The following is a 23,159-nucleotide window of genomic DNA, read 5'->3' on the forward strand; positions in this document are numbered from 1 at the left end:
ACGCGGCGGCGCACCATTGCGCAAGCGCGCGCCGTACTGCGCGCGGCGCGTGATTCATGCTGCATTGCACTGAACGCTCTAGAGGAATTTGTCCATAAAGAACGCTTGCCGCCGCCCCGCACCGCTTTTTATCTTAATGAAAACAGCTGTTTCAATTACAGATTTGAATCGCTTGTTCGCGTACCGGGAAACCGGCAAGGGAGGCGGAACATGGCAGTTCGACAGGCCAGCCGGCAATCCGGCGGGACGAAGGCGCGCATCCTCGATGCGGCCGAAGATCTTTTCATCGAGCATGGCTTCGAAGCGATGTCGATGCGGCAAATCACATCGCGCGCAGCGGTGAATCTTGCCGCGGTCAACTATCACTTCGGTAGCAAGGAAGCGCTCATCCACGCGATGTTGTCGCGGCGCCTCGATCAGCTGAACGAGGAGCGCCTGCGCATCCTCGATCGGTTCGACGCGCAACTCGGCCCGCACGTCACGTGCGAGCACGTGCTGGGCGCGATGTTCATTCCGGCGCTGCAGGCGTCGCGCGATCCGCAACGCGGCGGCCGCGCATTCCTCAGACTCATCGGCCGCGCGTACACCGATCCGTCGGCGTTCGTGCGCAATTTCCTGACCGCGCACTACGCGAGCGTCGCCGGCCGCTTCTTCGACGCGTTCCAGCGCGCGCTGCCGAACCTGCCGCGCGCGGAGCTCGGCTGGCGGCTGCACTACGCGATCGGCGCGCTGTCCGGCGCGCTCGCGGGCGCGGAGACCGAAAGCCTCATCGACGAATTCACGCAAGGCCGCTCGATGAACGACGTGCAAATGATCGCGCGGCTGTCGTCGCTGATCGTCGCCGCGCTGAAGGCGCCGATGCCCGACACGGCGCAGCTCACGATCTTCGCGTCGGTGCTCGACGGCGCTGCGGCGTCGGCCGACGCGACGCATCCGGCCGAGCCGGCGGCGGCGGCGGCGGCGGCGGCAGGCGCCGCCGTTGCCGCCATCGCGCCGTCCGCGCCCGCCGCCGCACCGGAGATCGCGCCGGCCGCCGTTTCGGCGCCCGCGCCGAACCCCGCGCCGCCGACGTCGGCCGCTGCGACACCCGCCGCGCCGATGCCGACCGCCGCTGCGGCTGCCGCCGCACCGTGCATTGAACCGATCGCGGCCGAGCCCATGGTCGCGGCCGCGCACGAAACCCACGCGACCTGATCGAGGTCCAACGCTGCGAGCATCGGCCGCGTGGCACGCGGCCGAGCGCGGCGGCGCCGGGCGCGTCGCGATCCGACGCCCCGCCCGATCGCCCACCCCGGCTGCGCGGCGCACCGCGCATCGCGCCTTCGACGCCCGCGCGTCGGCCCATCATAACGATTCAGCGATTCAGGAGACAAGCGATGACCGCCCCCGTTGCGCCCGCGCCCGCCCACGCCCACACGCAAGCACCGAACACCGACGGCATCTGGCATGCGTCGTACCCGAAAGGCGTGCCGCACGACATCGACGTCACGCAGTACGAATCGCTTGCCCAGTACTTCGACGAATGCACGACGCGCTACGCTGAGCGCGTCGCGTTCATCAGCGCGGGTGCGCGGCTCACCTACGCGGCGCTCGCGCACAAGGCGGTCGCGTTCGCGTCGTACCTGCAGAGCCTCGGCGTGAAACCCGGCGACCGCGTCGCGATCATGCTGCCGAACACGTTCCAGTATCCGGTCACGCTGTTCGGCGCGCTGAAGGCGGGCGCGATCGTCGTGAACGTCAACCCGCTCTACACGGTGCGCGAGCTCGCGCATCAGCTGAAGGACTGCGGCGCGCAGACGATCGTCGTGTTCGAGAATTTCGCGAAGACGCTCGAGGACGCGCTGCCCGAAACGCAGATCAAGCACGTCGTCGTGACCGCGCTCGGCGATCTGCTCGCCGACGGCCTCAATCCGAAAGGCCGGCTGATCAACTTCGTGCTCAAGCACGTGAAGAAGCTCGTGCCGCCGTACCGGCTGCCGCAGGCCGTGCGCCTGCGCGCGGCGCTCGCCGCCGGCGCGCGCAAGGCGCCGGCGCCCGTCGCGCTCAAGCGCGACGACCTCGCGTTCCTGCAGTACACGGGCGGCACCACGGGCGTGGCGAAAGGCGCGATGCTCACGCACGGCAACCTGATCGCGAACCTGCTGCAGGCGAAGGCGTGGATCGAGGATCAACTGACGGGCGACGTCGAAACGGTGCTCACGCCACTGCCGCTCTATCACATCTATTCGCTGACGGTGAACGCGTTCATCTTCCTCGGCCTCGGCGGTCGCAACATCCTGATCGCGAATCCGCGCGACACGAAGATGATGATGAAGATCCTGCGCCACGAAACCTTCACGGGCATCACCGGCATCAACACGCTCTACAACGCGTTCCTCGACAACGAGGAATTCCGCAAGCGCGACTTCTCGAAGCTCAAGCTCGCGATGGCGGGCGGAATGGCGATGCAGCGCGCGGTCGCCGAGCGCTTCGAGCAGGTGACGGGCTGCCCGATCGTCGAAGGCTACGGGCTCACCGAGTGCTCGCCGATCGTCACGATGAACCCGTACGACGTGAACGAGAAGCGCGCGTTCAGCGGCTCGATCGGGCTGCCCGCGCCGTCGACGATCGTGCGCTTTCGCAAGGAGGACGGCGCGTGGGCGAACGTCGGCGAATCGGGCGAGCTATGCGTGCACGGCCCGCAGGTGATGCGCGGCTACTGGCAGCGCCCCGACGAAACCGCGAAGGTGATCGACGCCGACGGCTGGCTCGCGACGGGCGACATCGGCGTGATGGACGAACGCGGCTTCATCCGCCTCATCGATCGCAAGAAGGACATGATTCTCGTGTCGGGCTTCAACGTCTATCCGAACGAGATCGAGGACGTGCTCGTGTCGCATCCGGGCATCCGCGAGGCGGCGGCGATCGGCATTCCCGATCCCGTGCACGGCGAGCGCATCAAGGTGTTCGTCGTGCCGCGCGACGCGTCGCTGACGGTCGAGGACGTGCTCGCGCACTGCCGCAAGAACCTGACGGGCTACAAAATGCCGAAGGCGGTCGAATTCCGCGACGCGCTGCCGCAGACCAATGTCGGCAAGATCCTGCGCCGCGCGCTGCGCGACGAGGAACTCGCGAAGCTCGCGAAAGCGCCGGCGAATCCGTCGGCGCGGCATTGATTCGGCCAACCGAGGCACGACCACACGAATTTTCGAACGCGTTCTGGGAGGAATGCATGTCACACGCGTCACCGCAGCACCCATCTTCGTCGCAGCGAACGCGATTCGCGCGGCGCCGGCTCGTCGCCGCTTCGGCCGCGAGCGCACTCGCGCTTACGCTCGCGCTCGGGTTCGCCGGCGGCGCCGCGCACGCGCAGTCAAGCGCAGGCGCCGACGCGCACGCCGCCGTCGAATCCGGCGCGCCCGACGCCGCGCTTGCGCCCGAGCTCGCGAAGGTCGCGAAGCTCCCCGTCGACCAGCAGGCGCGCTGGCTGCGCACGGCCGCGCGCGAAGGCGCGCTCGAAAAGCTCGACGACGCAATGCTCACCGCGCTCTTCAAGTCGCTCGATCCGCAGACGGTGCCCGAGTACGTCGCCGCGGGCCCGATCGGCTACTCGTCGTACGAATTCACGATGCTGCGCCAGGAGCGCCTCAGCGGCAAATGGTCCGATACGCCCGATCACATGCTCGTCAAGGTGACGCGCGGGCCGCTGCGCGTGTACGCGAAGTGGCTGCCGGACAGCGCGCACTCGGGCCAGGAAGTGATCTACGACTCGACGAAGCGCGCCGACGAGATGTACGGCCACCTGGGCGGCCTGCTCGGCAAGGTGCCGATGTGGACGGCGCTCGACGGCGCCCTCTCGCGCGCGCAGTCGAACCACCAGGTGCGCGATCTCGGCACCGAGTTCGTCGCGAACCTGTATTTGAGCGAGGCGAAGAAGTACCGCGAAGCGGGCGTGCTGAAGCCGACGCACGTCGAGGCGAAAACGATCAAGGGCGTGCGCGTCGTCGCGCTCACCTACGAGACGCCCGGCGGCCGGCCGCAGTTCTACGCGAAGAAGGAAACGCTCGGGCTCGATCTGCGGCAGCCGTATTTCCGCACCGTCGAGTCGTACGACAACGACGGGCGCGTGTTCGAGAAGGTCGTGTTCGAGAGGATCACGCCGAAGTCGTTCGACGAAACGGCGTTCGATCCGAAGAATCCCGAGTACAAGTTCTGAGCCGTCATCGTTTCGTCACGAATCGCCAAGACGGGCGCCCATGAAAAACGCCGCGCGGCCTTGGCGGCCCGCGCGGCGTTTCGCTGCGTCGGCACGGCGGCCGGCCTGCCCGGCCGGGCCGCCCGCAGGGTCAATCGTCATCGTCGTGATGGCGGTGCCACTTGCGCCAGTGCTTGCGCTCGTGCTTCCAGTAGTCTTCGTCATCGTCGCCGCGCCACCCGTACGCCGGATATCCGACGACGGCGGGCTGCGGCGCGACGTAGACGGGCTGCGGCGCCACGTACACGGGCGCGACCGGCACGCCGACTCCGATCGACAGATCGACGCCGCCCGCCGTCGCGGCACCCGATACGGCGAGCGCCGCGACGCCCAGCATCATGCTCGTCAGTAACTTTTTCATGTTCGTCACCTCGTTTCGCCGGCTCTGCCGGCTTCATGCATGGACTGTAGCCGCCCCGTCCGCCGCCAGGTGAAACGGCCTTGCGAGAGCTGTAACGCGACGTAACGGAAGTGCGCGCAAACACGCACTGGCCGATCGGACGGATCGCGCAAATCGCCCGGACCGTCTATAGTGGGTAACGGTTAGACACAAACGCTCGCGCGCGCATCGGGTTCGAACAGGGTAAAATCCCGCCAAACGCTGTGTAAGTTCGCATGCGGCGAAACGCATAACTCTTAATTGACGCCGGCACCTGCCGCTTTTTAATGGCCAATCCTGCAGAATCCCATCCGCAAAACGACTTCATCAATGCCGCGCGCAAGGAACGCAAGCGCGTCGAAATTTATCTCGTCAACGGCATTCGCCTGACGGGATGCATCGAGTCGTTCGACCAGTATCTGGTGATGCTGCGCACGCCCGTCGGCCTGCAAGGCATCTATAAACGCGCCATTTCGACGATTCAGCTCGATACGGGCGGCTCCCGTCCGGGCGGCCCGCGCGGCCCGCGTCCGGGCGGCGGCCATGGCGGCGGTCGCCCCGGCGGGCGCGAAGGCGGCGGCCACGGTCCGTACGGCTCGCACGGCGGCTCCCGCGAGCCGCGCGGCGAAGGCGGCGGTTACGGCGCACGCGAATCCCGCGGCGACGGCGGCGGCTACGGCTCCCGCGATTCCCGTGGCGACGGCGGTTACGGTGCGCGTGAGCGCGGCGACGGCGGCTACGGCGCACGCGAACGCAGCGACGGCGGCTACGGCTCCCGTGAACCCCGCGACGGCTACGGCTCCCGCGAGCCGCGCGAACCCCGCGAATCGTACGGCGCGCCGCGCGAGCCGCAAGATGGCGTGTCGACGCCGTCCGGCGCACAGGAGCGCAACGGCAACGGCCCCGTGATCGTCACGCGCCGCCGCCGCTCGCTCGGGCCGACGGACGGTCAATAAGCCGACTCCGTCCAAACAAAAAGGGCAAGCCGTTCATCGCGGCTTGCCCTTTTTTCGTCAAGCGTCGCTTCACATCGAGCGTCGCGAGTTCGCGCCGCCGCGAAAGCCGGCGCTTGCGCGAAGCGAAGCCGTCCGGCTCCGCCCCGCTCCATTTGCGATCAACGCGCCTTCGGCAATCCAGCGTCGGCCTGCCGTTGCAGCGAGCGCACTTGCTGTTGCAGCTTGCGCAATTGATCTTGCCGCTCGTTGCGCTGATCGCGCAGCGCAACCGTCTCGTCAAGCTTGTCCTTCTGCCGGCTCGCGACGGCCGCCCGCTGCTCGCGCGCGATGTTCAGATCGGCCTGCAACCGGTTCGCCCGCTCCTGCGCGGCGGCGATCTGCCGGTCGGCCTGCGCCTTCTGCGACTCGAGCTTCGCGGCCTGCAGCTCGTTGACCGCGAGAGTCTCCGACTGCTTCGCGAAATCGCGGTAGACCGCCTCCGCACGCGCGTCGCTCGCCGTCTTGATCACGCGCCAGAACGCTTTTTGCTGAAACAGCGCGACGAAGTACGTGCCTTCGTCGACGTTGAGCAGCAGGCTCGCGCCGTAGCTGCCGTTGTACGTCGTGCGCATCTCGGTCAGTTCGCGCGCCTGGATTTGCCGTTGCAGCTCGTCGATCGTGCTCGCCCCGTTCGCGTCGGCGCTCGCGGCCGCCGTTGCGCCGGGCGCCGACAGATTGACGACGGCGCTCGCCGAGACGGCCGCCGCCGGCACCGGCACGGCGGACGCGGTCAACGCCGGCGATGCCTGCAACGCCCCGTCGGCGCTACCCAATGCCTGCGCATGCGCGCCGCTGAGGCCGCCCGCCGCCGCGATCGCGACGAAGACGCGCCCCATTCCCCGTATGTGGCTCATTATGTTTTTCCTGCTTCGATGTGTTGTCGTTATTCGAATGCATGTTGGTCGGCTGCGTCGCAGCCCTGCTTCATTCGCTTTCCCTGGCTTCGGGCTCCTCGTCGAAAATCTGATATTTGCGCATCTTTTCCCACAGCACCTTGCGGCTGATCCCGAGATGCTGCGCGGTATCCTGCCGACGCCAACCGTTCGCGTCAAGCGCGGCGATCACGCGGCTGCGCTCGGCCATGTCCCACTTGCTGCGATCGACGAACACGTCGGGCGCGCTCTCGGCCGGCACCGGCTGCGCGGCGCTGCGCGCCTGCGCGACGAGCCGCTGCAGCCGCGCCGTGTCCCAGCCGCCCGTCTGCCTCACCGTCACGCCGACGCGCTCGGCCAGGTTGCGCAGCTCGCGCACGTTGCCCGGAAAATACGAATCGGCGACCGCTTCGGCGAGCCAATATGGCAGCTCCGGCAGTGCGGCGAGGCGCTCCTCGCCGACGATCGACGCGACGAACGACTTGAACAGCGCGATCTTGTCGACGGGGCCGCGCTCCTCGAGCGACGGAATGCTGAGCTCGATCACCGCGAGCCGGTAGTATAGGTCCGCCCGGAACAAGCCGTCCTTGACGAGCTGCGGCAGCTTCTTGTTGCTCGCCGCGACGAGCCGGAAATCCACCTTGACGGGCGCCGTCGCGCCGATGCGCAGCACCGCGCCGTCCTCGAGCACGCGCAGCAGCTTGACCTGCTGGTAGAGCGGCAGATCGCCGACTTCGTCGAGAAAGAGCGTGCCGCCCGCCGCCTGCTCGAAGTAGCCCTTGTGCGTGCCCACCGCGCCCGTAAACGAGCCCTTGGCGTGCCCGAAGAACAGCGATTCGAACAGGCCGTCCGGAATCGCGCCGCAGTTCACGGGCACGAACTCGCCCATGCAGTAGCGCGAGTGCTTCTCGTGCAGCAACTGCGCGATCCGCTCCTTGCCGACGCCCGTCTCGCCGTGCAGCAGCACGTTCGTGTCGCAATCGGCGAACGTGTCGACTTCCTGCAGCAGTGCCTGCATGCACTCCGAATGCGCGACGAGCGTGCTCGGCTCGAGCGTCTTCGCCGCGTGCGCGCGCAGTTGCACCGCGAGCTTCGAGATCATGCCGCGCAGCTCCGCGCACGTGAAATCGAGCGGCAGGATATGCGAATACTCGGGCGGGTACAGCGACGTATCGTGATCGCGCGCGGCGCCGACCCAGACCACCGGCATGCCGATGTCCGCCTGCCAGCTGCGCAGGAACGCCGCTCCGGCCTCGATCATCGTGACGCTGATGATCGCGAGCGACGGGCGCATCGCGGTCCGCTCGGGCGAGACGACCTCGTTGTCGGCGCGGATCACCTCGACTTCGAAGCTCGACATGCAGCGCGCGACCCGGTCGACAATGTCGGCCTTGCCCTCCCAGACGTACAGGTCGAGTCCTTCGATTGCGTTCGTGTTTCTCATCGTTATCGTGACTTCTTCAATAAACCGTTTGCGCGGTGCCGCAGGTCAGCGCCAGGTTGTGGACCGTCGCCGCCCCGACCTGAACGCCCAGCAGGTTCAGGAGCGGGACGACGACTTGGTCGAGCGAATTCAGCATGGGGCCGAGCTGGCTCAGCAGCAGCGACACCACGGGATTGAGCATGCTGCCGACCGCAACCGGTTGGCCGAACACGTAGAGCGTCAGGCCGTTCGGCCCCGTCAGCGACTGCGCGGCGCCCGACAGCGCGTTCGAGAGCACCGAGCCCACCGCGTTCGAATTCGTCGTCTGATAGTCGTCGGCGTCGCCCGTCACGCCGTTGAACGTGAGCGTCGCCGCATTGGACTGCGGCACCACCACGGGCAACGCGAGCGCCGATTTGATCTGCAGCAGCGGCGCGTTCAGCACGCCGAGCGTCGCGAGCGTCGCGGGCACGTTGCAGGCGAACGTCTGCTGCGCGGGAAGATTCGTCGGCACGTCGCCGATGCACAGGTTCGCAAGGCCCGGCTGCACGGTGATCGTCGCGCTGCTCGACGCGGCAGTCGCCGCGCAGTTCGTCGACTGAAGCCATGCCGAGCCCGTCGCGACCTGCAACGTGAGCGGCAGATTCAAATTGACCTGAATGATGCCTTCAACGAGGCTCACGAGCGCCGCAACCGGAAACAGCACGCCGGTCGGCAACAAACCCGCCGTGCCTAGACCCACGTTCAGATACAGCCGAATCTGCGCATTGTTCGCCTGCGTGCGCCACGCGCCCGTCTTCGGGTCCGTTCCCGCCTCGCCGATCGCGATCGTCGGCGGCTCGATGACCTGCAACATCAGCGTCGCGCCCTGCCCCGCGAGCTGCAGCCCCGTCGCGACGTTCACCGCCGGCTGGCCCGCCGCCGCGACTTCCGCCGAAACCATCAGCGCGTCGAACACGTTGATCTTCGCGTCGGCCGCCGCCTGCGTGTCGGACAGGCCGAGCGCGAACACGCCGGGCCCGCCAGACTGGCTGCCGATGCTGAATTTCCCGCCGCCGAGATTCGCCGCGACGATCGCCTGCAACGCGGCGACGCTCGCCTGCAGGTTCGCGTTCACGACCTGCGTGCGCGACAGCGCGGTCAGCATCAGCTGCGCGAACTGCCCCGCCGTCACCTGCGTCGACAGCAGCTCGTTGACGGTCAGCACGTTCGCGGCCGCCATCAGGTCGCCCACCTTGATCTGCGTCGACGCGAGCGCCTGATACGACAGCACGCTCAAGCCCAGATTCGCGCCGAGCAACGCGTTCAGCACGTTGTTCACGAGGCCGCCTTGCAGGCTCGCGAGCGTCGTGCCGACGGTGAACTGGTCGATGTTGGTCGCCTTCGCGGTGGATATCGCGCTCACCGTGCGCGACGGGCCGAGGAAGAAGTACGGCACGCTCTGCGTCGCCGTCACCTGCACCGCGTTCAGCGGCGTCGACGCCGTATTGAAGTAGCTCGGCCCCGCGTTGCTCTGCGTGTCCCAGCGCCCGCACGCGACCGCGAGCGTGTTACCGCTCTTCGCCGGATCGAAGCCGTTCGAGCTCGCGTTCGCCGCGGCGGCGGCGTTCGGCCGCGCGCACAGGTTGTCCATCTTCTGCGCGGCGGCGAGCGCGGCCATGTCGGCAACCCGCTGCAAGTCGCGGCGCACGAAGAACGCGTTGCCGATGTCGATCGCACCGAGCGCCGCGATCGCGACGAGCATCCAGACCGCCGCGACGACGGCGAACGCGCCGCGTTCGCGCGCGATCGACCGACGCCCGCGAGCGAACGATCGGCGTTCGGCGAAACGGCGAGCTAACGGCATGCGGCCCTCACTGAGAATGCGACGCCGGCGCGAGAAGGGAGTCCGCCCCGCCGCCACCGCCACCGCCGCCCATGCCCGCCGCCGATCCGTAGAACGCCGGGATCTTCGTCTTGAACGACTCGATATAGCGTGCGTACGCAAGCGACGCCGCCTCGCCGATCATCGGCTGCGACGGCGCCGCGTCGCGGTTGCTCGCCTGCAATTCGAACCACGTCTGCGTCGCGTGGCCAATCTCCGATGCGGGCGGCGTCGCGGCTTGCGGCGATTGAGGCGATTGAGGCGCTTGCGCGCATGCCGCGCCCGTCGCGGCCGCGAGCGCGGCCGCGAGCGTCGCCGCGCGCAGCGCGCGGGCGCGTCCGGAGCGGGCCGCGGCGGTCTTGGTTTGGTCATGCGTCGTCATATCGGCTCCGTGTCACGTCTGTCATTGCGAGAATCGCTGCAAGAGCGGCACCGTCGGCTCGAAGGCCGACGCGGAAGCGGACGCGACGGGCGCGGGCGCTCCCGCGACGGTCGCCTCCCCCTTGCCGCCCGCCGCACCTGCCGCACCCATCGCACCCGTTGCGCCGACGATGCCGATCGCGCCAGCGCCGGCACCGGTCCCCGCCGCACCGGCGGCTCCCGCCGCCCCCGCCGCCCCTGTCTGGCCCGCCGCATTCGGCGCGCCCGGGCGCGCGAGCGCGCGTTGCCGCGCACGCGACGCAGCCGCGATCTTCGCCGCGTCGTTGCGGATTTCCGTTCGTACCGCAGGCGCGAGCTTCAGCTGATTCATCAGGCCGAGCGCGTCGCGCGTCTGCCCGGTCGCGAGCAGGAAGAGCGCGAGGTTGCTCAGGATCTTCGGATTGTTCTGGTCGAGCTCCGCCGCCTTCATCAGCGGCACGCGCGCGAGCGCGACGTCGCCGCCGCGCATCCGCGCGTATGCGAGATCGGACAGCGTCGGCGAATCGGTCGGCGCGAGCGCCGCCGCCTGCGCGAGCGCTTGCGACGCGGCGTCGAAGTCGCCCGACGCGCCGGCCAGCAGGCCGAGCCCGCGATAGCCGCGCGCGGCGAGCGGCGTGCCGAGCAGCTGCTTGTACGCGACCGCGCTCGCGGCCGGCTGGTCGGTCGCGCGCAGCGCGTCGGCGCGCAGCAGGATCGTGTCCGGCGACACGCCGTACTGCTTCTCGTACGCATCGATGTGCGCGAGCGACGCGAAATAGAGCCCCTGCGACTGCATCCGGCCGATGAGGCCGAGATACATGCCGGGCGTGTCGGGCGTCGCGTTCTTGTCGGCCGCGGCCTGCATCAGCGCCGCTCGCTCGGCCTGCGCGCCGATGCCGTAGCCCGACTCCTTGAACACCCCGCACGCGGCGAGCGACAGCGCGAGCGTCGCAAGCGCCGCCGTCGTCATCATCTTTGAAAAGCTGTTTCGTCTCATGTCGTGCCTTCCTTCATTGCGCGCCGGCCGATGTGGTCAACGGCGCGCGGCCGTGAGCGCATGCGTCACGGCGAGCATCCCCGGCCCCGCCGTCACGATGAAGAGCGCGGGCAGCAGCGTGAGAATCATCACGCCCGTCATCTTCACGGTGAGCCGGCCGATCCGCTCGCGCAGCATCGCGCGCCGCACTTCGCGCAGCCGGTCGCCGAACTGCTTGAGCGGTTCCTGCACCGCGCCGCCGTGCTTGTCGACCTGAATCAACAGGCGCACGATCGCGCGCAGGTCCTCGTTGTCGAAGCTCGTCGCGAGGCGCTGCAGCGACTGCTCGCGCGCCCGGCCCGCGGCGAACTGCCGCTGGGCGATCGCGAGCTCCGACGACAGCACCGGCAGCATCCCCCTGAAATCGTTCGTGACGACCTGGATGCTCTGGTCGAGCGACAGCCCGACGCCCTGCAGCAGCCGCAGCATGTCGACGAGGAGCGGCATCTCGTCGACGACGGACTGGCGGCGCGCCGCCGCACGGCGGCGCACATGGATCTTCGGCAGCATGAAGCCGGCGATGACGGACATCGCGACCCACGCGCTCAGATGCGTGCGGACCGTCTCGCCGCCGACGATCGCCGCGGCGGCCGGCAGCGCGATGGCGCACGCGATCCGCGCGCTGAGGAAGATGCCGCGCGTGTGCGCGTCGACATAGCCGCACTGCTCGAGCAGCATCCGGTCCTCGTCGGCGACGATCTGCTTGCCGAGCCGCGTGTCGAGCATCCGCATGCCGAACGTGCCCGCGCGGTCGAGCAGCGTCGCGAAGCGCGCACGGCGCGCGACCGGCGCCGGCTCTTCCGCTGCGCTCGCGCGCGCCGCGCCGCCGGCTGGCGCGGCGCGCGCCGTCGTGCGCGCGACGGCCGCCTCCAGCGCGGCCGCGCGCTGGCCGAGCGCGTCGGCGAGCGCGCGATCGGAGCGCTGCGCGAGCACGATCCGCATGATCGCGAGCACGGCAAGCAGCAGCACGCCGAGCGCGCCGAGAACGAGCGCGATTGCGCCGAGACGGCTGGGGTCCATCGTCGTCACCTCAATCGGGCCAGCCGGTACAGCCAGTAGCCGCCGGCGATCTGCAACATGAACGCGAGATACACGAGCTGCCGGCCTGACGGATCGAGCCACATCGTGCTGAAATATTTCGGGTTGGTCGCGATCACGAAGCTGCCGAGGCCGATCGGCAGCAGGCCGAGCACCCACGCGGACAGCCGCGTCTCCGCCGACATCGCGATCAGCTCCCGCTCCGCCTGCTCGAGGTCGCGCATGAAAACGGCCATCCGGTCGAGCATCACGTCCGCGCGGCCGCCGTACTTGACCGACAGCCGCAGCACCGAGCCGACGAGCTCGAATTCCTTGATCCGGTAGAGCGCCGCGATGTGGACCATCGCGCGATCGATCTCGACGCCCGAGCGCAGCATCCGCGACACGTGGTCGAGGCAGCCGCGCAGCGGCGCCTCGGTCGTCTGCAGCGTCGCCTGGAACGCGGCGGGCACGCTGTTGCCGAGCGTGACGAGCCGCACGATGCCGTCGAGGAACGACGGCAGTTGCCGGACGATCTGCATGCGCCGCTTCTGTATCCGCGACACGAGCCAGAACAGCACGAGCGTCGCGCCGGCCACGAGCACCGCGACGGCCGCGAGCCAGCCGGCGCGCAGGCCCATCCACAGCGCCGCGACGCCCGTCGCCGCGACGAGTGCGACGAGCGGCGTGCGGATCTCGGGCACGCCCGCGCGGTTCGACACGTTGAGCCATGCGTGCGCCACGCGCTCGCGCCACCGCGTGAGGCCCTCGGCGGGCTTCGCGCCCGGCGCGTCGCCCGCCGCGGCCGCGCGCTTGGGCTCGCCCGCGAGCGGCGCCTTCGGCGGCGCGCCCGGGCGCGCGCCGGGCTCGAGCCGGCTGTCGATGTAGCGCGCCGCGTGCGCGCGCTCCTTGGTCGCCTCGCCGCGCCGCCACAGCGCGAGCGCCCCGGCCGCGCACAGCAGCGCGAGCGCGAGCGCCCAAAGCGCCGCGCTAGACATTGAAGCCCCCGCCGCGGCCGAACGGCTCGCCGCCGAAGCCGCCGCCCGCGAGCGCCTGCCTGAAGCGCGCGAGCTTCGGCGAATGCGGATGGATGCCGAGCGACTCCCACGCGTCGGTCTCGTCGCCGTCCGCGTTCACGCGCGGCTCGTAGCGATAGAGCTCCTGCGTCGCGATGATGTTGTCGGACAGCCCCGTCACTTCGGTCACCGACAGGATGCGCCGCCGCCCGTTCGACAGCCGCCCGATCTGCACGATGAAGTCGACCGCGTTCGCGATCTGCCGGCGCAGGCTCGATTCGGTGCCCTGAAAGCCCGCGAAGCCGGCGAGCATCTCGAGGCGGTACAGGCATTCGCGCGGCGAGCTCGCGTGGATCGTGCCCATCGAGCCGTCGTGGCCCGTGTTCATCGCCTGCATCATCTCGAGCACCTCGCCGCCGCGCACTTCGCCGACGATGATCCGGTCGGGCCGCATTCGCAGCGTGTTGCGCAGCAGGTCGCGGATCGTCACGACGCCCGTGCCGTCGAAACCGCCCGGCCGGCTCTCGAGCCGCACGACGTGCGGGTGGTTGAGCGACAGCTCGGCCGTGTCCTCGATCGTCACGACGCGCTCGGCCTCGGGGATGTGGAACGCGAGCGCGTTCAGGAGCGAGGTCTTGCCCGAGCTCGTGCCGCCCGACACGAGGATGTTGCAGCGCGCCGCGACCGCGGCCTCGAGCAGCGTGCCGATTTCGTCGTTGAACGTGCCGTTCGCGAGCAGATCGGCGGGCTTCAGCGGGTCCTTGCGGAACTTGCGGATCGACACGACGGGGCCGTCGATCGACAGCGGCTCGATCACGACGTTCACGCGCCCGCCGTCGGGCAGCCGCGCGTCGACCATCGGATTCGACTCGTCGAGCCGCCGGCCGATCGGCGCGAGGATGCGCCGCACGATCCGCAGCAGGTGCGCGTTGTCGGTGAAGCGCACGGGCAGCTTCGCCAGTATCCCGTGCTTCGACACGTACACGTCGCTGTAGCCGTTGATCAGGATGTCCTCGACGTGCGGATCGGCGAGCAGGTCCTCGATCGGGCCGAAGCCCGCGAGCTCCTTCGTCAGCGCCTGCGCGACCGCGCGCACTTCGTTTTCGTTGAGCGGAATGCGGCGCAGCCTCACGAAGCTGTCGATCTCGAGATCGACGAACTGGTTGATCGCCTGCCGCGACCAGCGCCCGAACTCCGCGCCCAGCTCCTCGATGCGCGTCAGCAGATGTTCGTGCGCGGCGTTCTTGATGTCGTGGAACTGCTGCGTTTGCGAGAACGGCGTCGCCCCGTCGGCAAATTGAATGTCGTGTGCCATCTCTTACGACCGCTTGGAGGTGGGTTGAATGAAGCGCCTGAGCGCGGAAAGACCGCTCGCCGGACGCGATGCGGCGGCCCCCGAGCCGCCCGTCGCGCACTCGACGAGCGGCTCGAGCGCGCGCACGTACGGATCGCGCTCGGCAACGTCGACAATCAGCTTGCCCTGATTGGCCGCATGCCCGACCGGCACGCGCCGCGACGGCAACGTCGCGGCGAGCGCGAGGCCGAGGCGCTCGGCGATCTGCGCGGGCGCGAGGCCGAGCGCCGGATCGTATTGGTTGACGACGAGACGCACACTGTCGGTATCGACGCCCGCGTCGCGCAGCGACTCGAGCAGCTCGACGGCCGACACGATGGAAGCGACGCCCTGGTCGCACACGAGCCACGATTCGTCGGCCGCGTTCGCGGTCTGCACGACGAAATCGCGGTTCGAGAAGCCGCCCAAGTCGACGATCTGGTAGTCGAAGAACGCACGTAGGCGGTTCAGGAGCCCGACGCACGACGCGTACGACACGTCGCGCAGCCCGGCGAGGTTCGGCGGCAGCGACGTCAGCGCGACGCCGCTCGCGTGGCGCGCGAGCGCCGTGTTGACGAAGGTCCGGTCGAAGCGGCGCAGGTTGCGCACCGCCTCGACGAAATCGAATTCGCAGCGCGTGTTGAGGAACAGCGCGCCGTCGCCCGCCGGCAGCCCGAGATCGATGAGCGCCGTCTGCCGCCCTTGCGCGGCCGAGCGCCGCTGCAACAGCACCGACAGGTTCGCGGCGAGCGTGCTCGCGCCCATCCCGGCGCGCGCGCCGAGGAGCGCGATCAGCCGGCCGTGGCGGCTCGGCTGGTCGCCGACGTGGTCGAGCAGCCCGCGCGTGATCCGAAGCGCATCCTCGGCGGGCGCGGAAAAATCGATGAAGTCGCGCACGCCCGCGCGCAGCGCGGCGAGCGCGCTTTCCGGCTCGCCGAGCGAGCCGAGCGCGACGATCGGCAGCCCCGGATGCGACAGGCGCACGGCCGCCGCCACGGCGCTCGCCGCCTGCGCGTGGCCGCCCGAGAAATCGACGAAGACGAGCACCGGATTGAGCCCGGCGATCCGCTGAGCGAGCGCCGCCGGCTCGAGCGGCGCGGCCTCCACCGCGCCCGCCGAAACGAGCGTCTGCGCGAGCCAGCGCACATGCTCGCCCTCGAGCGACGCACAGACGAAGTAGTCGGTGACGGCGGGCTCAGCCAAAGATAGTGTTCTCGCGTTCATGATGAAGCATCCCGGTTGCGCGCCGCGTGGCGGCGCTCGCGCTGTCGTGACGTCGCGCACTCATTTCGAGAATCCCGGCCCCGCGTCCGGCGACAGCACGCCGCCGAGATACGACCGCCACACGGGACCGTCGCGCTGCTCGGACAGCTCGCCGGGCGTCGCGGGCAGCGACGCGTTCTTCGCGATCGGCGCGACGAGATGCGGCGTCACGATGATCACGAGTTCCTTGTCGTTCTGCTGATAGCTCAAATTCTTGAAGAACGTGCCGATGATCGGCAGGTCGCCGAGGAACGGCACCTTGTTGACGTTCGACGTCGTTTCGCGATCGATCAGCCCGCCGATCACGAAGCTCTCGCCGTCGCCGAGCTCGACCGTCGTGTCCGCGCGGCGCGTCGTGAGCGCGGGCACCGTGATTCCGTTGAGCGTGATCGAATGCACGAAGTCGAGCTGGCTCGACTCCGGCGCGACCTTGAGCGCGATCCGGCGCGGGCTCAGCACGGTCGGCGTCAGCGTGAGGCCGACGCCGTAAGGCTTCCAGTCGATCGACGTCGTGCCGAGCCCCTGCGGCACCGGCACCGGAATCTCGCCGCCCGCGAGAAAGCTCGCGCTCTGCCCGGACAGCGCGACGAGCGTCGGCTGCGCGAGCACGCGCGCGAGGTTGTTCGCCTCGAGGATCGACAGGTCGGCGAAGAGGCCGCGCGTCGCCGAGCCGACGATGAGATTGAACGCGGAGGCGATCGGGATGTTCGCCGACACCGACATCGACGACGTCCCGCCGCCCGTCACCGACGCGAGGCCGGACGGCGCGAACGAGCCGAACGTGAAGCCGTTGTTCTGCTTGAAGAGGTTCAGGCCCGCCTGCTTGAGCACCGAGCGGCTGAACTCGACGACGCGCACGTCGACCTGCACCACGCTCTTGCCGCCGACCGTCGACGCGTCGACGACGCCGCCGTCCTTGCCGGCCATCCCCTTGCCGAGCGCGAGCGCGCGCGCATGCGCGTCGAGCGTCGCGGCCGAGCCGGACACGACCGCCGTGCCGTTGTACGCCTTCACGCTCGGCGAGCCGGAATCGAGGAGCTCGCGCGCGGCGCCGCTCACGACGTCGACCGTGTACACGGCCGGCTCGTCGCGGCCGCGCTCCCACACCATCAGGCTCGTCGAGCCGGCCGCCTTCGCGACGAGCAGCACGCCGCCGCGCCCGCCCTTGACGACGAGCACGTCCGCGACGTTCGGATCGCCCACCGCGACCCGCTGCACGCCGCGCCCGACGGCAATCTGCCGCTGCGCGCCCGTCGCGAGCTCGATCGTCCCCATCTGCGCCGCCCGCGCGGCGAACGACAGCAACACGCCGAACGCCATCGCCCATGCAATCAGTTTATTTTTCATCGTGTCGGAGACCGGCGCGAGCCGGCCCTCTCCCTGCCGTCACTGTTCGAATCCACTCGTCGATCAATAGGCGACCGTCTCGGCCCGCCCACCCCGAATCACTTCGATGCTGCCGCCCGCGCGCGGCGCGGCCGCCGCCGTGGCCACCCGCGCGGGCGCCGCGCGCGGCGTCTGCGCCGGCACGCCGCCGCTGCCCGACAGCTCGCCCAGCACGAGCCCGCCCGCCGCCTGATTCGAAGGCCCACCCGCGCTCGATGCGCGCATCGCGACCGTCTGCGCGGCGACGTCCTCGTCGCGCGGGCTGCGCAGCGCGAGCACGAGCCGGCCGCTCGCTTCGGCGAGCGTGAGCGCGTCGACCTGCGCGGTCGGCACGGCGAGCACCGCGGTGCGCGCGCCCGCGCCCGTCGGGCCCGGCGAGCCGTCGCGATCGGTCGTCGCATCGCCGAACGACAGCACGCGCACCCGCGACAGCAGCAGCCGCGCCTGCGATCGCGTGATCTCGGAGCCGTTCGAGCCGAAGCCGGCTTCGCGCTTCAGATTCACGAACACGTCGACGAAGTTGCCGGGCCGCAGCCGATTGCCGACCGCGTTCGTGTCGTCGACCTTGATCGCGATCGCGCGCTCGCCCGGCGCGATCTGGTCGGCGAGCCCCGACATCAGCTCGCTCTCGAGCACGGGCGCCTGCGCGACGATGTCGCTCGCGGGGATGCGGCCCGTGACGAGCATCGGATTCGGGAATGCGCCCGCGATCGGCGTCGGCGTCTGCTGCACCTTCAGCGCATCGGCGGGAATCGGCTGCCCGGCCGGCAGCGCGCGCTTCGCGACGACGACGGGCACCATCGCCGTGGCAACGGCGGGCGCGGCAACCGGCGCGGCGGGCGCGGGCTTGCGCCCGAGCAGCCACGCGTAAATGCCGAGCAGGATCGCGATCCCGATCAGCAGCCCCGCGACGATCTTGGTCAAGTGATTGGCCATGGTTGTTATCAGTGCAGCGCAAGAGAAGTCGTTGGAGAAGGCCGCCGGCGCGCGGCGCGGCGCGGCGGCCCGGCCTAGTCGATCGCGTTCATATAATGTTCGTCGGGTTGATCTGCACCGTCGCTTGGCTCGTCAGCGCCGTCGGCAGCACCGCGTTGAAGAGCGCGACCGTCGGCACGAGCGGATTGGCCGCGTACGGATACGTGACCGTCACCTGGATGCAGTACATCGTCGAGTCGTACGAGCACGTGAAATTCTGCGAGGTCGAGCACGTCGCGCCCGACAGCCAGCCCGTCAGGTTGTTCGCGGCCGTGCACGCGGCCGCGGCGCGCAGGCCGAGCGCCGCCGCGGGCGTTTGCGCGACCTGGTAGTTGAGCGCCGCGCGCGCGCCCTCCGTCGCGGCGAGCGTCAGGCTCTGCTGCGCGGCGAAGATCATCCCGTACGTGATGATTCCGTAGAGGATCATGAAGAAGACGGGAAACAGGATCGCGAATTCGACCGCGGTCGCGCCGCGCTGGCGCCGTAACGACGCGAACCGCCCGAGCGCGCGCTTCATCGCGTGCCTCCGGTGTGAATCAGGTAGACGAGCCACGCGGCGGCGGGCGCGACGAGAAACGCCGCATAAGGCGCGGAGCGGTGCGCACCGAGCGCGAACGCGGGCGCGCCGCTGCGGCCGAGCGAGCCGAACGGCGTGCGGCTCAGGAACATGAGGCCGAGCGCGTGAATGCCCGCCGCGACGCTCGCGACGATCCACAGCCACGGCAGCGCCGACAGGCCGCACCACGCGCCGAGCACCGCGAATACCTTGACGTCCGCGGCACCCATCACGCGCAGCGCGAAAAACGGAAAAAGCGAAACCAGGCCGACTACCCCGCCGATCAATGCGCCTGTCAACGTCGTATTGAATGGGTTTTGTCGGCAGACTGTAAAAATGATAACGACGGCAAGACCGACAAGCACCAATTCGTTGGAAATACGGCGATCGCGACAATCGGAAATTGCAACGGCCGCAGTCCAGGCGAAAAAGAATCCAATACTGAAGAGGTGAATCATTTCAACCCCGGCCGCCCAGCAACGTTTGCGGATTGCCGAAGCAATCCGCAATTCGTGATAACGCGCAATTGGATGTGAAAGTCAAGCCGCTGGCAATTTGCTGGCGATCGTGCTGAACAGCGCGCTCAGATCGGTACCGAGCGTGCCGACGGTCGTCGCGATGGCCACCGCGATGAGACCCGCGATCAACCCGTATTCGATCGCGGTTACCCCTGCGTCCTCATTAAGGAAGCGCTTCATCAGTTGTTTCATGTTGATCCTCGTGCCTTGAGTCTTCACTGGCCTTGCTTTTCGCTATCGGCCGACCTTGCCCCGCCAGTCCGACTTTAATGCCGGCTCGGGCGGTTTGGTTATAACTCTTTTTTCAAGAGTTTCTAACAATTTGATACAAGTTAACATTCATGTCGGCGGCTCCCTCCTCGTATTCCCTGATGTACTATGTCGTACAAATTACGCACGGGCGCATCATATATCCGAACTTTTTTTCGTTCCACATCTTTGTCAATTTTGATCAGACATTATGACAGCGCGCACGCTTATTTTTACGGCCTATCGGTAGCCCTTACCCATAAGGACTTACGATAGGTTAGATCTACATATCTAATCCATTAGTAAATCAGACGATTCAAATATCGATGAATCGTGCCCTGCATTTGTCGCACGTTACGCCGCACGCGTAACGCAAAGCGCGCGGCGTTACGTTACGAACACATAAAAACACGCCCGCCGCACGCGCCTTCCCCTTCATCACCCGAAACCTCCCGTTCGCCTCAAATCCTTTACCGACAAGGGTTTGCTGGCCATCTCCTCACGCACCGAAAAGACCGTCCAGCGAAATGGCACGCCAGTTGCAGAGAAGTCGTCCGCAGGGGCAGCACACCAATGAACAGACAACACACCAATGCGAGGACGATGATGAATATTCAGACCATTTCTCATGGCACGCTCCGGACGACTTTGATCGCGGCCACCGTGGCAGCCATGCTCTCCCTTTCCGCTTGCGGCGGTTCCGGCACGATCAGCAAGGGCCTCGACGGCTCGGGCTCCGGCTCCGGCGGCGGCAACGCGATTTCCACGACGGGCGACGGTTCGGGTTCGGGTTCGGGTTCGGGTTCGGGTTCGGGTTCGGGTTCGGGTTCGGGTTCGGGTTCGGGTTCGGGTTCGGGTTCGGGCGGCACGAGCGGCTCGAGCGGCTCGGGTTCCGGCGGCAGCGGCGGCGCCGGCTCGACGGGCGGCCTGTCGGGCGGCGGCGGCTCGACCTCCGGCGGCGGCTCCACGTCGGGCAGCGGTTCGACCTCGGGCGGCACGTCGACTTCGTCGAGCGTCAACGCGCTCGGCACGGTCGCCGGCAACGCGGGCGGCATCATCAGCGGCGCCGGCTCGACCGTGTCGGGCCTCGGCACCGTCGTCGGCAGCCAGGCGCTGCCCGGCGTGAACCCGCAGACGACGCAGGCGCTCGGCGGCGTCGTCCAGAGCCTCGGCGGCGCGGTCGGCGCGCTCGGCTCGGGCGTGACGAGCGGCATCGGCCAGCTCGGCTCGTCGACCAATCCGATCGGCACGACCGTCGCGAGCACGGGCGGCGTGGTCAGCCAGTTGGGCGGTGCCGTCACGCAGACGGGCAATCTCGTCACGAGCCTCGGCACGGGCCCGCTCGCGCCGCTGTCGCCCCTCACGTCGCCGCTCGGCGGCGCCGTCAGCACGCTCGGCAACGCGATCACCGCGGGCGGCACGACGCTCACCACCGCGCTGTCGACGGGCCCCGTCCAGCAACTGACGCAGACGGTCAGCTCCGCGATCACGCCGATCACGTCGATGGTCACGGGCGCGACGCAAACGGTCGGCAACGTGACGGGCCTCGGCGCGCCCGTCAACACGCTGCTCGGCACGATCGGCGGCGGCCTGAACCAGGCCGGCGCGCTGATCTCGAAGACGGGCAACAACCCGGTCACGACGGGCCTCGGCCAGACCGTGTCGGCCACCGGCAACACGATCACGTCGGTCGGCGGCCTGCTGACGGGCGGCACCGGTTCGACGAATCCGCTCGCGCCGATCACGGCCGCGGTCGGCGGCCTGACGGGCACGCTGAGCGGCGTGAGCGGCGCAACTTCGGGCACCCCGCTCGCGCCGCTCACGAACGTCGTGTCGACCGTCACGGGCGCGCTCACGGGCGCAACCGGCGGCACGACGGGCTCGAGCAACCCGCTCGCCCCCGTCACGGGCCTCGTGTCGACCGTCACCGGCGCACTCACGGGCGCAACGGGCGGCACGACGGGCTCGAGCAACCCGCTCGCCCCCGTCACGGGCCTCGTGTCGACCGTCACCGGCGCGCTCACGGGCGCAACGGGCGGCGCGACGACGTCGACGAGCCCGCTCGCCCCGATCACGAACCTCGTGTCGACCGCGACGGGCGCGCTGAGCGGCGCGGCAACGGCGGCGCCGGCGACGAGCTCGACGTCGACCGCGACGAATCCGGTCGCGAGCCTCACCGCGCCGCTGACGGGCACGAGCACCGGCACGAGCGGCACGACCAACCTGCTGTCGCCCGTTACGTCGCTCGTCGGCGGCCTGCTCGGCGGCATCAAGAAGTAACAGGCAGGCGCCCGTCCGCCCAACAGGGCGGGCGCCCGTCCAGCATCAGAGAAGAGACAGCGAGGAGAACATCATGAACCAGAAACGTTTCGTCCCGTCGTTCGCGGTCGCGGCCTGGCGCGTTCCGCTCACCGCGCTCGCGGCCGCGTGCGTGCTCGCCGCGTGCGGCGGCAGCGACGTCACCGCGCCGCCGTCCGCGAACAACGGCGGCAGCGGCAACAACACGACGCCGACCAACCCGAACAACCCGACGACGACCACGACCGGCACGTCCGGCGTCGTCAACACGCTCGGCAAGACCGCGACCGATATCGGCAACACGGTCGGCTCGACGAGCGTGCCGGGCCTCGGCAGCGGCGTCACGCAAGGCGTCGGCGCGACGGTGAGCAGCACGGGCGGCATCGTCAACGCCGCCGCCGACGCGATCAGCAACGGCCTCGGCCAGATCGGCTCGACGCAGAATCCGGTCGGCACGACGGTCGCGGGCCTCGGCAACGTCGTGAGCGCCGCGAGCAATACCGTGCAAGGCGCAAGCCAGACGGTGCAGGCGCTCGGCACCGGCCCGCTCGCGCCGCTCTCGCCCGTCACGACGCCCGTCGCGGGTGCGCTCGCGACGGCGGCGAACGGCGTGAACGCGGCCGGCACGATGCTCGGCAACGCGCTGTCGACGGGCCCGGTCCAGCAGATCACGCAACCGATCAGCTCGGCGGTCACGCCGCTCGTCATCACGGCGGGCCAGGTCACGCAGACGGTGGGCACGACGACGGGCGTCGGCCAGCCGGTGTCGGGCCTGCTGCAGCAGGTCGGCGGCGCGATCAGCTCGGCCGGCACTCAGATCGCGGGCACGTCGTCGCAGCCGGTGGTCGGCGACGTCGGCCAGCTCGTGTCGACGCTCGGCAACACCGTGACGAACGCGGGCGGCCTCGTCAATCCGGCCGCACCGAACGGCGCGGCGCCGATCCCCGGTCTCATCACGAGCCTCGTCGGCGGCTCGACGGCGACGGTCGCGAGCGGCTCGGGTTCGAGCTCGGGCTCGACGCTCGGCAGCCCGCTGAACGGCCTGCTGTCGAGCCTCGGCGGCGGCGCGCTGCCGACCGGCGCGCTCGGCGGCGGCACGACGTCGGGCGGCGCGAGCAACCCGCTTGCGCCGATCACGAGCCTCGCGAGCGGCGGCACGGGTGCTAGTACAAACCCGCTCGCGCCCGTTACCAGTTTGCTGAATACTGTCACGGGCACGTTGTCCGGCGCCACGTCGTCGTCGACGGCGAGCGGCTCGACGACGGGGCTCCTCGCTCCCGTGACGGGCGCGCTCGGCACGCTGGGCAGCTTTGGTAAGTGATGCGAAGTACCGCGCGCTCCTTCCG

Annotated in this window: 22 protein-coding genes; 6 read left to right on the forward strand and 16 right to left on the reverse strand. The window is 69.1% G+C overall.

Annotated elements, in window-relative coordinates; translation table 11 throughout:
* Positions 1–210: 210 nt before the first annotated feature.
* The 3 genes from WS78_RS10380 (at position 211) to WS78_RS10390 (ending at position 4,195) form a co-directional block, all read left to right on the forward strand.
* Entirely contained in the window at positions 211–1,194 is a 984-nt protein-coding gene (locus tag WS78_RS10380) for a TetR/AcrR family transcriptional regulator (protein ID WP_059575115.1), read from the forward strand.
* A gap of 182 nt (positions 1,195–1,376) precedes the next feature.
* Positions 1,377–3,155 carry an AMP-binding protein gene (locus WS78_RS10385; protein ID WP_059575117.1) on the forward strand — a complete coding sequence of 593 codons (1,779 nt, stop codon included), beginning with the start codon at positions 1,377–1,379 and terminating at the stop codon, positions 3,153–3,155.
* A gap of 56 nt (positions 3,156–3,211) precedes the next feature.
* On the forward strand, positions 3,212–4,195 hold the full coding sequence (locus tag WS78_RS10390; protein WP_038743210.1) for a DUF1571 domain-containing protein: 984 nt from the start codon (positions 3,212–3,214) through the stop codon (positions 4,193–4,195).
* Between the two features lie 130 nt (positions 4,196–4,325).
* Here the strand turns inward: WS78_RS10390 and WS78_RS10395 are convergent, their stop codons facing one another.
* The gene (locus WS78_RS10395; RefSeq protein ID WP_059575158.1) at positions 4,326–4,595 is read right to left on the reverse strand and encodes a PXPV repeat protein; all 270 of its coding nucleotides are present in this window, start codon (positions 4,593–4,595) and stop codon (positions 4,326–4,328) included.
* 305 nt (positions 4,596–4,900) lie between these two features.
* On the opposite strand from WS78_RS10395, the gene hfq reads away from it, so the two are divergent.
* On the forward strand, positions 4,901–5,569 hold the full coding sequence (gene hfq, locus WS78_RS10400) for an RNA chaperone Hfq (RefSeq protein WP_038743212.1): 669 nt from the start codon (positions 4,901–4,903) through the stop codon (positions 5,567–5,569).
* A 158-nt stretch (positions 5,570–5,727) separates the two neighbouring features.
* Here hfq and WS78_RS10405 read toward each other — a convergent pair whose 3' ends face one another.
* From WS78_RS10405 to WS78_RS37025, 15 genes are all read right to left on the reverse strand, one after another.
* Positions 5,728–6,444, reverse strand: coding sequence for a DUF2968 domain-containing protein (locus WS78_RS10405; RefSeq protein ID WP_059575119.1), 717 nt, complete (start codon positions 6,442–6,444; stop codon positions 5,728–5,730).
* An 88-nt stretch (positions 6,445–6,532) separates the two neighbouring features.
* Complete coding sequence (locus tag WS78_RS10410; protein ID WP_059575121.1) at positions 6,533–7,924, reverse strand: sigma 54-interacting transcriptional regulator; 1,392 nt, start codon at positions 7,922–7,924, stop codon at positions 6,533–6,535.
* A 16-nt stretch (positions 7,925–7,940) separates the two neighbouring features.
* Positions 7,941–9,749, reverse strand: coding sequence for a TadG family pilus assembly protein (locus WS78_RS10415; RefSeq protein WP_059575123.1), 1,809 nt, complete (start codon positions 9,747–9,749; stop codon positions 7,941–7,943).
* 7 nt (positions 9,750–9,756) lie between these two features.
* A complete protein-coding gene (locus WS78_RS10420; protein WP_059575125.1) occupies positions 9,757–10,149 on the reverse strand; it encodes a DUF3613 domain-containing protein in 393 nt (130 codons plus the stop codon).
* 21 nt (positions 10,150–10,170) lie between these two features.
* Positions 10,171–11,163, reverse strand: a complete 993-nt coding sequence (locus WS78_RS10425) for a tetratricopeptide repeat protein (protein WP_038743221.1) — start codon at positions 11,161–11,163, stop codon at positions 10,171–10,173.
* 36 nt (positions 11,164–11,199) lie between these two features.
* Positions 11,200–12,222, reverse strand: a complete 1,023-nt coding sequence (locus WS78_RS10430; RefSeq protein WP_038743223.1) for a type II secretion system F family protein — start codon at positions 12,220–12,222, stop codon at positions 11,200–11,202.
* 5 nt (positions 12,223–12,227) lie between these two features.
* Complete coding sequence (locus WS78_RS10435; RefSeq protein ID WP_038743225.1) at positions 12,228–13,217, reverse strand: type II secretion system F family protein; 990 nt, start codon at positions 13,215–13,217, stop codon at positions 12,228–12,230.
* Positions 13,210–14,550, reverse strand: a complete 1,341-nt coding sequence (locus WS78_RS10440; RefSeq protein ID WP_038743227.1) for a CpaF family protein — start codon at positions 14,548–14,550, stop codon at positions 13,210–13,212. The genes WS78_RS10435 and WS78_RS10440 overlap by 8 nt, the downstream gene beginning before the upstream one ends.
* Positions 14,551–14,553: 3 nt before the next feature.
* Positions 14,554–15,792, reverse strand: a complete 1,239-nt coding sequence (locus WS78_RS10445; protein WP_059575127.1) for a fimbrial protein — start codon at positions 15,790–15,792, stop codon at positions 14,554–14,556.
* 60 nt (positions 15,793–15,852) lie between these two features.
* Entirely contained in the window at positions 15,853–17,178 is a 1,326-nt protein-coding gene (locus WS78_RS10450; protein WP_038743231.1) for a type II and III secretion system protein family protein, read from the reverse strand.
* Positions 17,179–17,241: 63 nt separating this feature from the next.
* Positions 17,242–18,153: a Flp pilus assembly protein CpaB gene (cpaB, locus tag WS78_RS10455; RefSeq protein ID WP_059575129.1), complete on the reverse strand. Its 912-nt coding sequence runs from the start codon at positions 18,151–18,153 to the stop codon at positions 17,242–17,244.
* Positions 18,154–18,241: 88 nt separating this feature from the next.
* Positions 18,242–18,709, reverse strand: a complete 468-nt coding sequence (locus WS78_RS10460; protein WP_038743235.1) for a TadE/TadG family type IV pilus assembly protein — start codon at positions 18,707–18,709, stop codon at positions 18,242–18,244.
* Positions 18,706–19,206: an A24 family peptidase gene (locus WS78_RS10465; RefSeq protein ID WP_059575131.1), complete on the reverse strand. Its 501-nt coding sequence runs from the start codon at positions 19,204–19,206 to the stop codon at positions 18,706–18,708. The genes WS78_RS10460 and WS78_RS10465 overlap by 4 nt, the downstream gene beginning before the upstream one ends.
* Positions 19,207–19,287: 81 nt before the next feature.
* Positions 19,288–19,485 carry a Flp family type IVb pilin gene (locus WS78_RS10470; protein ID WP_161788620.1) on the reverse strand — a complete coding sequence of 66 codons (198 nt, stop codon included), beginning with the start codon at positions 19,483–19,485 and terminating at the stop codon, positions 19,288–19,290.
* Between the two features lie 468 nt (positions 19,486–19,953).
* A complete protein-coding gene (locus WS78_RS37025; RefSeq protein ID WP_161788621.1) occupies positions 19,954–20,145 on the reverse strand; it encodes a hypothetical protein in 192 nt (63 codons plus the stop codon).
* Here WS78_RS37025 and WS78_RS10475 point away from each other — a divergent pair.
* Positions 20,122–21,795: a collagen-like triple helix repeat-containing protein gene (locus WS78_RS10475; protein ID WP_059575160.1), complete on the forward strand. Its 1,674-nt coding sequence runs from the start codon at positions 20,122–20,124 to the stop codon at positions 21,793–21,795. The genes WS78_RS37025 and WS78_RS10475 overlap by 24 nt on opposite strands.
* 73 nt (positions 21,796–21,868) lie before the next feature.
* Positions 21,869–23,134 carry a collagen-like triple helix repeat-containing protein gene (locus WS78_RS10480; protein WP_038743240.1) on the forward strand — a complete coding sequence of 422 codons (1,266 nt, stop codon included), beginning with the start codon at positions 21,869–21,871 and terminating at the stop codon, positions 23,132–23,134.
* The last annotated feature ends 25 nt before the right edge of the window (positions 23,135–23,159 follow it).

Origin of the sequence: Burkholderia savannae (genome assembly GCF_001524445.2) — a bacterium.
GTDB classification, from domain to species: domain Bacteria; phylum Pseudomonadota; class Gammaproteobacteria; order Burkholderiales; family Burkholderiaceae; genus Burkholderia; species Burkholderia savannae.

Bases quoted from the DNA above. Each gene is read 5' to 3' on its own strand.
- WS78_RS10460 (WP_038743235.1), bottom strand. From the start codon at position 18,709: ATGAAGCGCGCGCTCGGGCGGTTCGCGTCGTTACGGCGCCAGCGCGGC.
- WS78_RS10425 (WP_038743221.1), bottom strand. From the start codon at position 11,163: ATGAGACGAAACAGCTTTTCAAAGATGATGACGACGGCGGCGCTTGCG.
- WS78_RS10420 (WP_059575125.1), bottom strand. From the start codon at position 10,149: ATGACGACGCATGACCAAACCAAGACCGCCGCGGCCCGCTCCGGACGC.
- cpaB (WP_059575129.1), bottom strand. From the start codon at position 18,153: ATGGCCAATCACTTGACCAAGATCGTCGCGGGGCTGCTGATCGGGATC.
- WS78_RS10445 (WP_059575127.1), bottom strand. From the start codon at position 15,792: ATGAACGCGAGAACACTATCTTTGGCTGAGCCCGCCGTCACCGACTAC.
- WS78_RS10390 (WP_038743210.1), top strand. From the start codon at position 3,212: ATGTCACACGCGTCACCGCAGCACCCATCTTCGTCGCAGCGAACGCGA.
- WS78_RS10405 (WP_059575119.1), bottom strand. From the start codon at position 6,444: ATGGGGCGCGTCTTCGTCGCGATCGCGGCGGCGGGCGGCCTCAGCGGC.
- WS78_RS10440 (WP_038743227.1), bottom strand. From the start codon at position 14,550: ATGGCACACGACATTCAATTTGCCGACGGGGCGACGCCGTTCTCGCAA.
- WS78_RS10450 (WP_038743231.1), bottom strand. From the start codon at position 17,178: ATGAAAAATAAACTGATTGCATGGGCGATGGCGTTCGGCGTGTTGCTG.
- WS78_RS10465 (WP_059575131.1), bottom strand. From the start codon at position 19,206: ATGATTCACCTCTTCAGTATTGGATTCTTTTTCGCCTGGACTGCGGCC.
- WS78_RS10380 (WP_059575115.1), top strand. From the start codon at position 211: ATGGCAGTTCGACAGGCCAGCCGGCAATCCGGCGGGACGAAGGCGCGC.
- WS78_RS37025 (WP_161788621.1), bottom strand. From the start codon at position 20,145: ATGAGAAATGGTCTGAATATTCATCATCGTCCTCGCATTGGTGTGTTG.
- WS78_RS10475 (WP_059575160.1), top strand. From the start codon at position 20,122: ATGAATATTCAGACCATTTCTCATGGCACGCTCCGGACGACTTTGATC.
- WS78_RS10395 (WP_059575158.1), bottom strand. From the start codon at position 4,595: ATGAAAAAGTTACTGACGAGCATGATGCTGGGCGTCGCGGCGCTCGCC.
- WS78_RS10435 (WP_038743225.1), bottom strand. From the start codon at position 13,217: ATGTCTAGCGCGGCGCTTTGGGCGCTCGCGCTCGCGCTGCTGTGCGCG.
- WS78_RS10385 (WP_059575117.1), top strand. From the start codon at position 1,377: ATGACCGCCCCCGTTGCGCCCGCGCCCGCCCACGCCCACACGCAAGCA.
- WS78_RS10480 (WP_038743240.1), top strand. From the start codon at position 21,869: ATGAACCAGAAACGTTTCGTCCCGTCGTTCGCGGTCGCGGCCTGGCGC.
- WS78_RS10430 (WP_038743223.1), bottom strand. From the start codon at position 12,222: ATGGACCCCAGCCGTCTCGGCGCAATCGCGCTCGTTCTCGGCGCGCTC.
- WS78_RS10410 (WP_059575121.1), bottom strand. From the start codon at position 7,924: ATGAGAAACACGAACGCAATCGAAGGACTCGACCTGTACGTCTGGGAG.
- hfq (WP_038743212.1), top strand. From the start codon at position 4,901: ATGGCCAATCCTGCAGAATCCCATCCGCAAAACGACTTCATCAATGCC.
- WS78_RS10415 (WP_059575123.1), bottom strand. From the start codon at position 9,749: ATGCCGTTAGCTCGCCGTTTCGCCGAACGCCGATCGTTCGCTCGCGGG.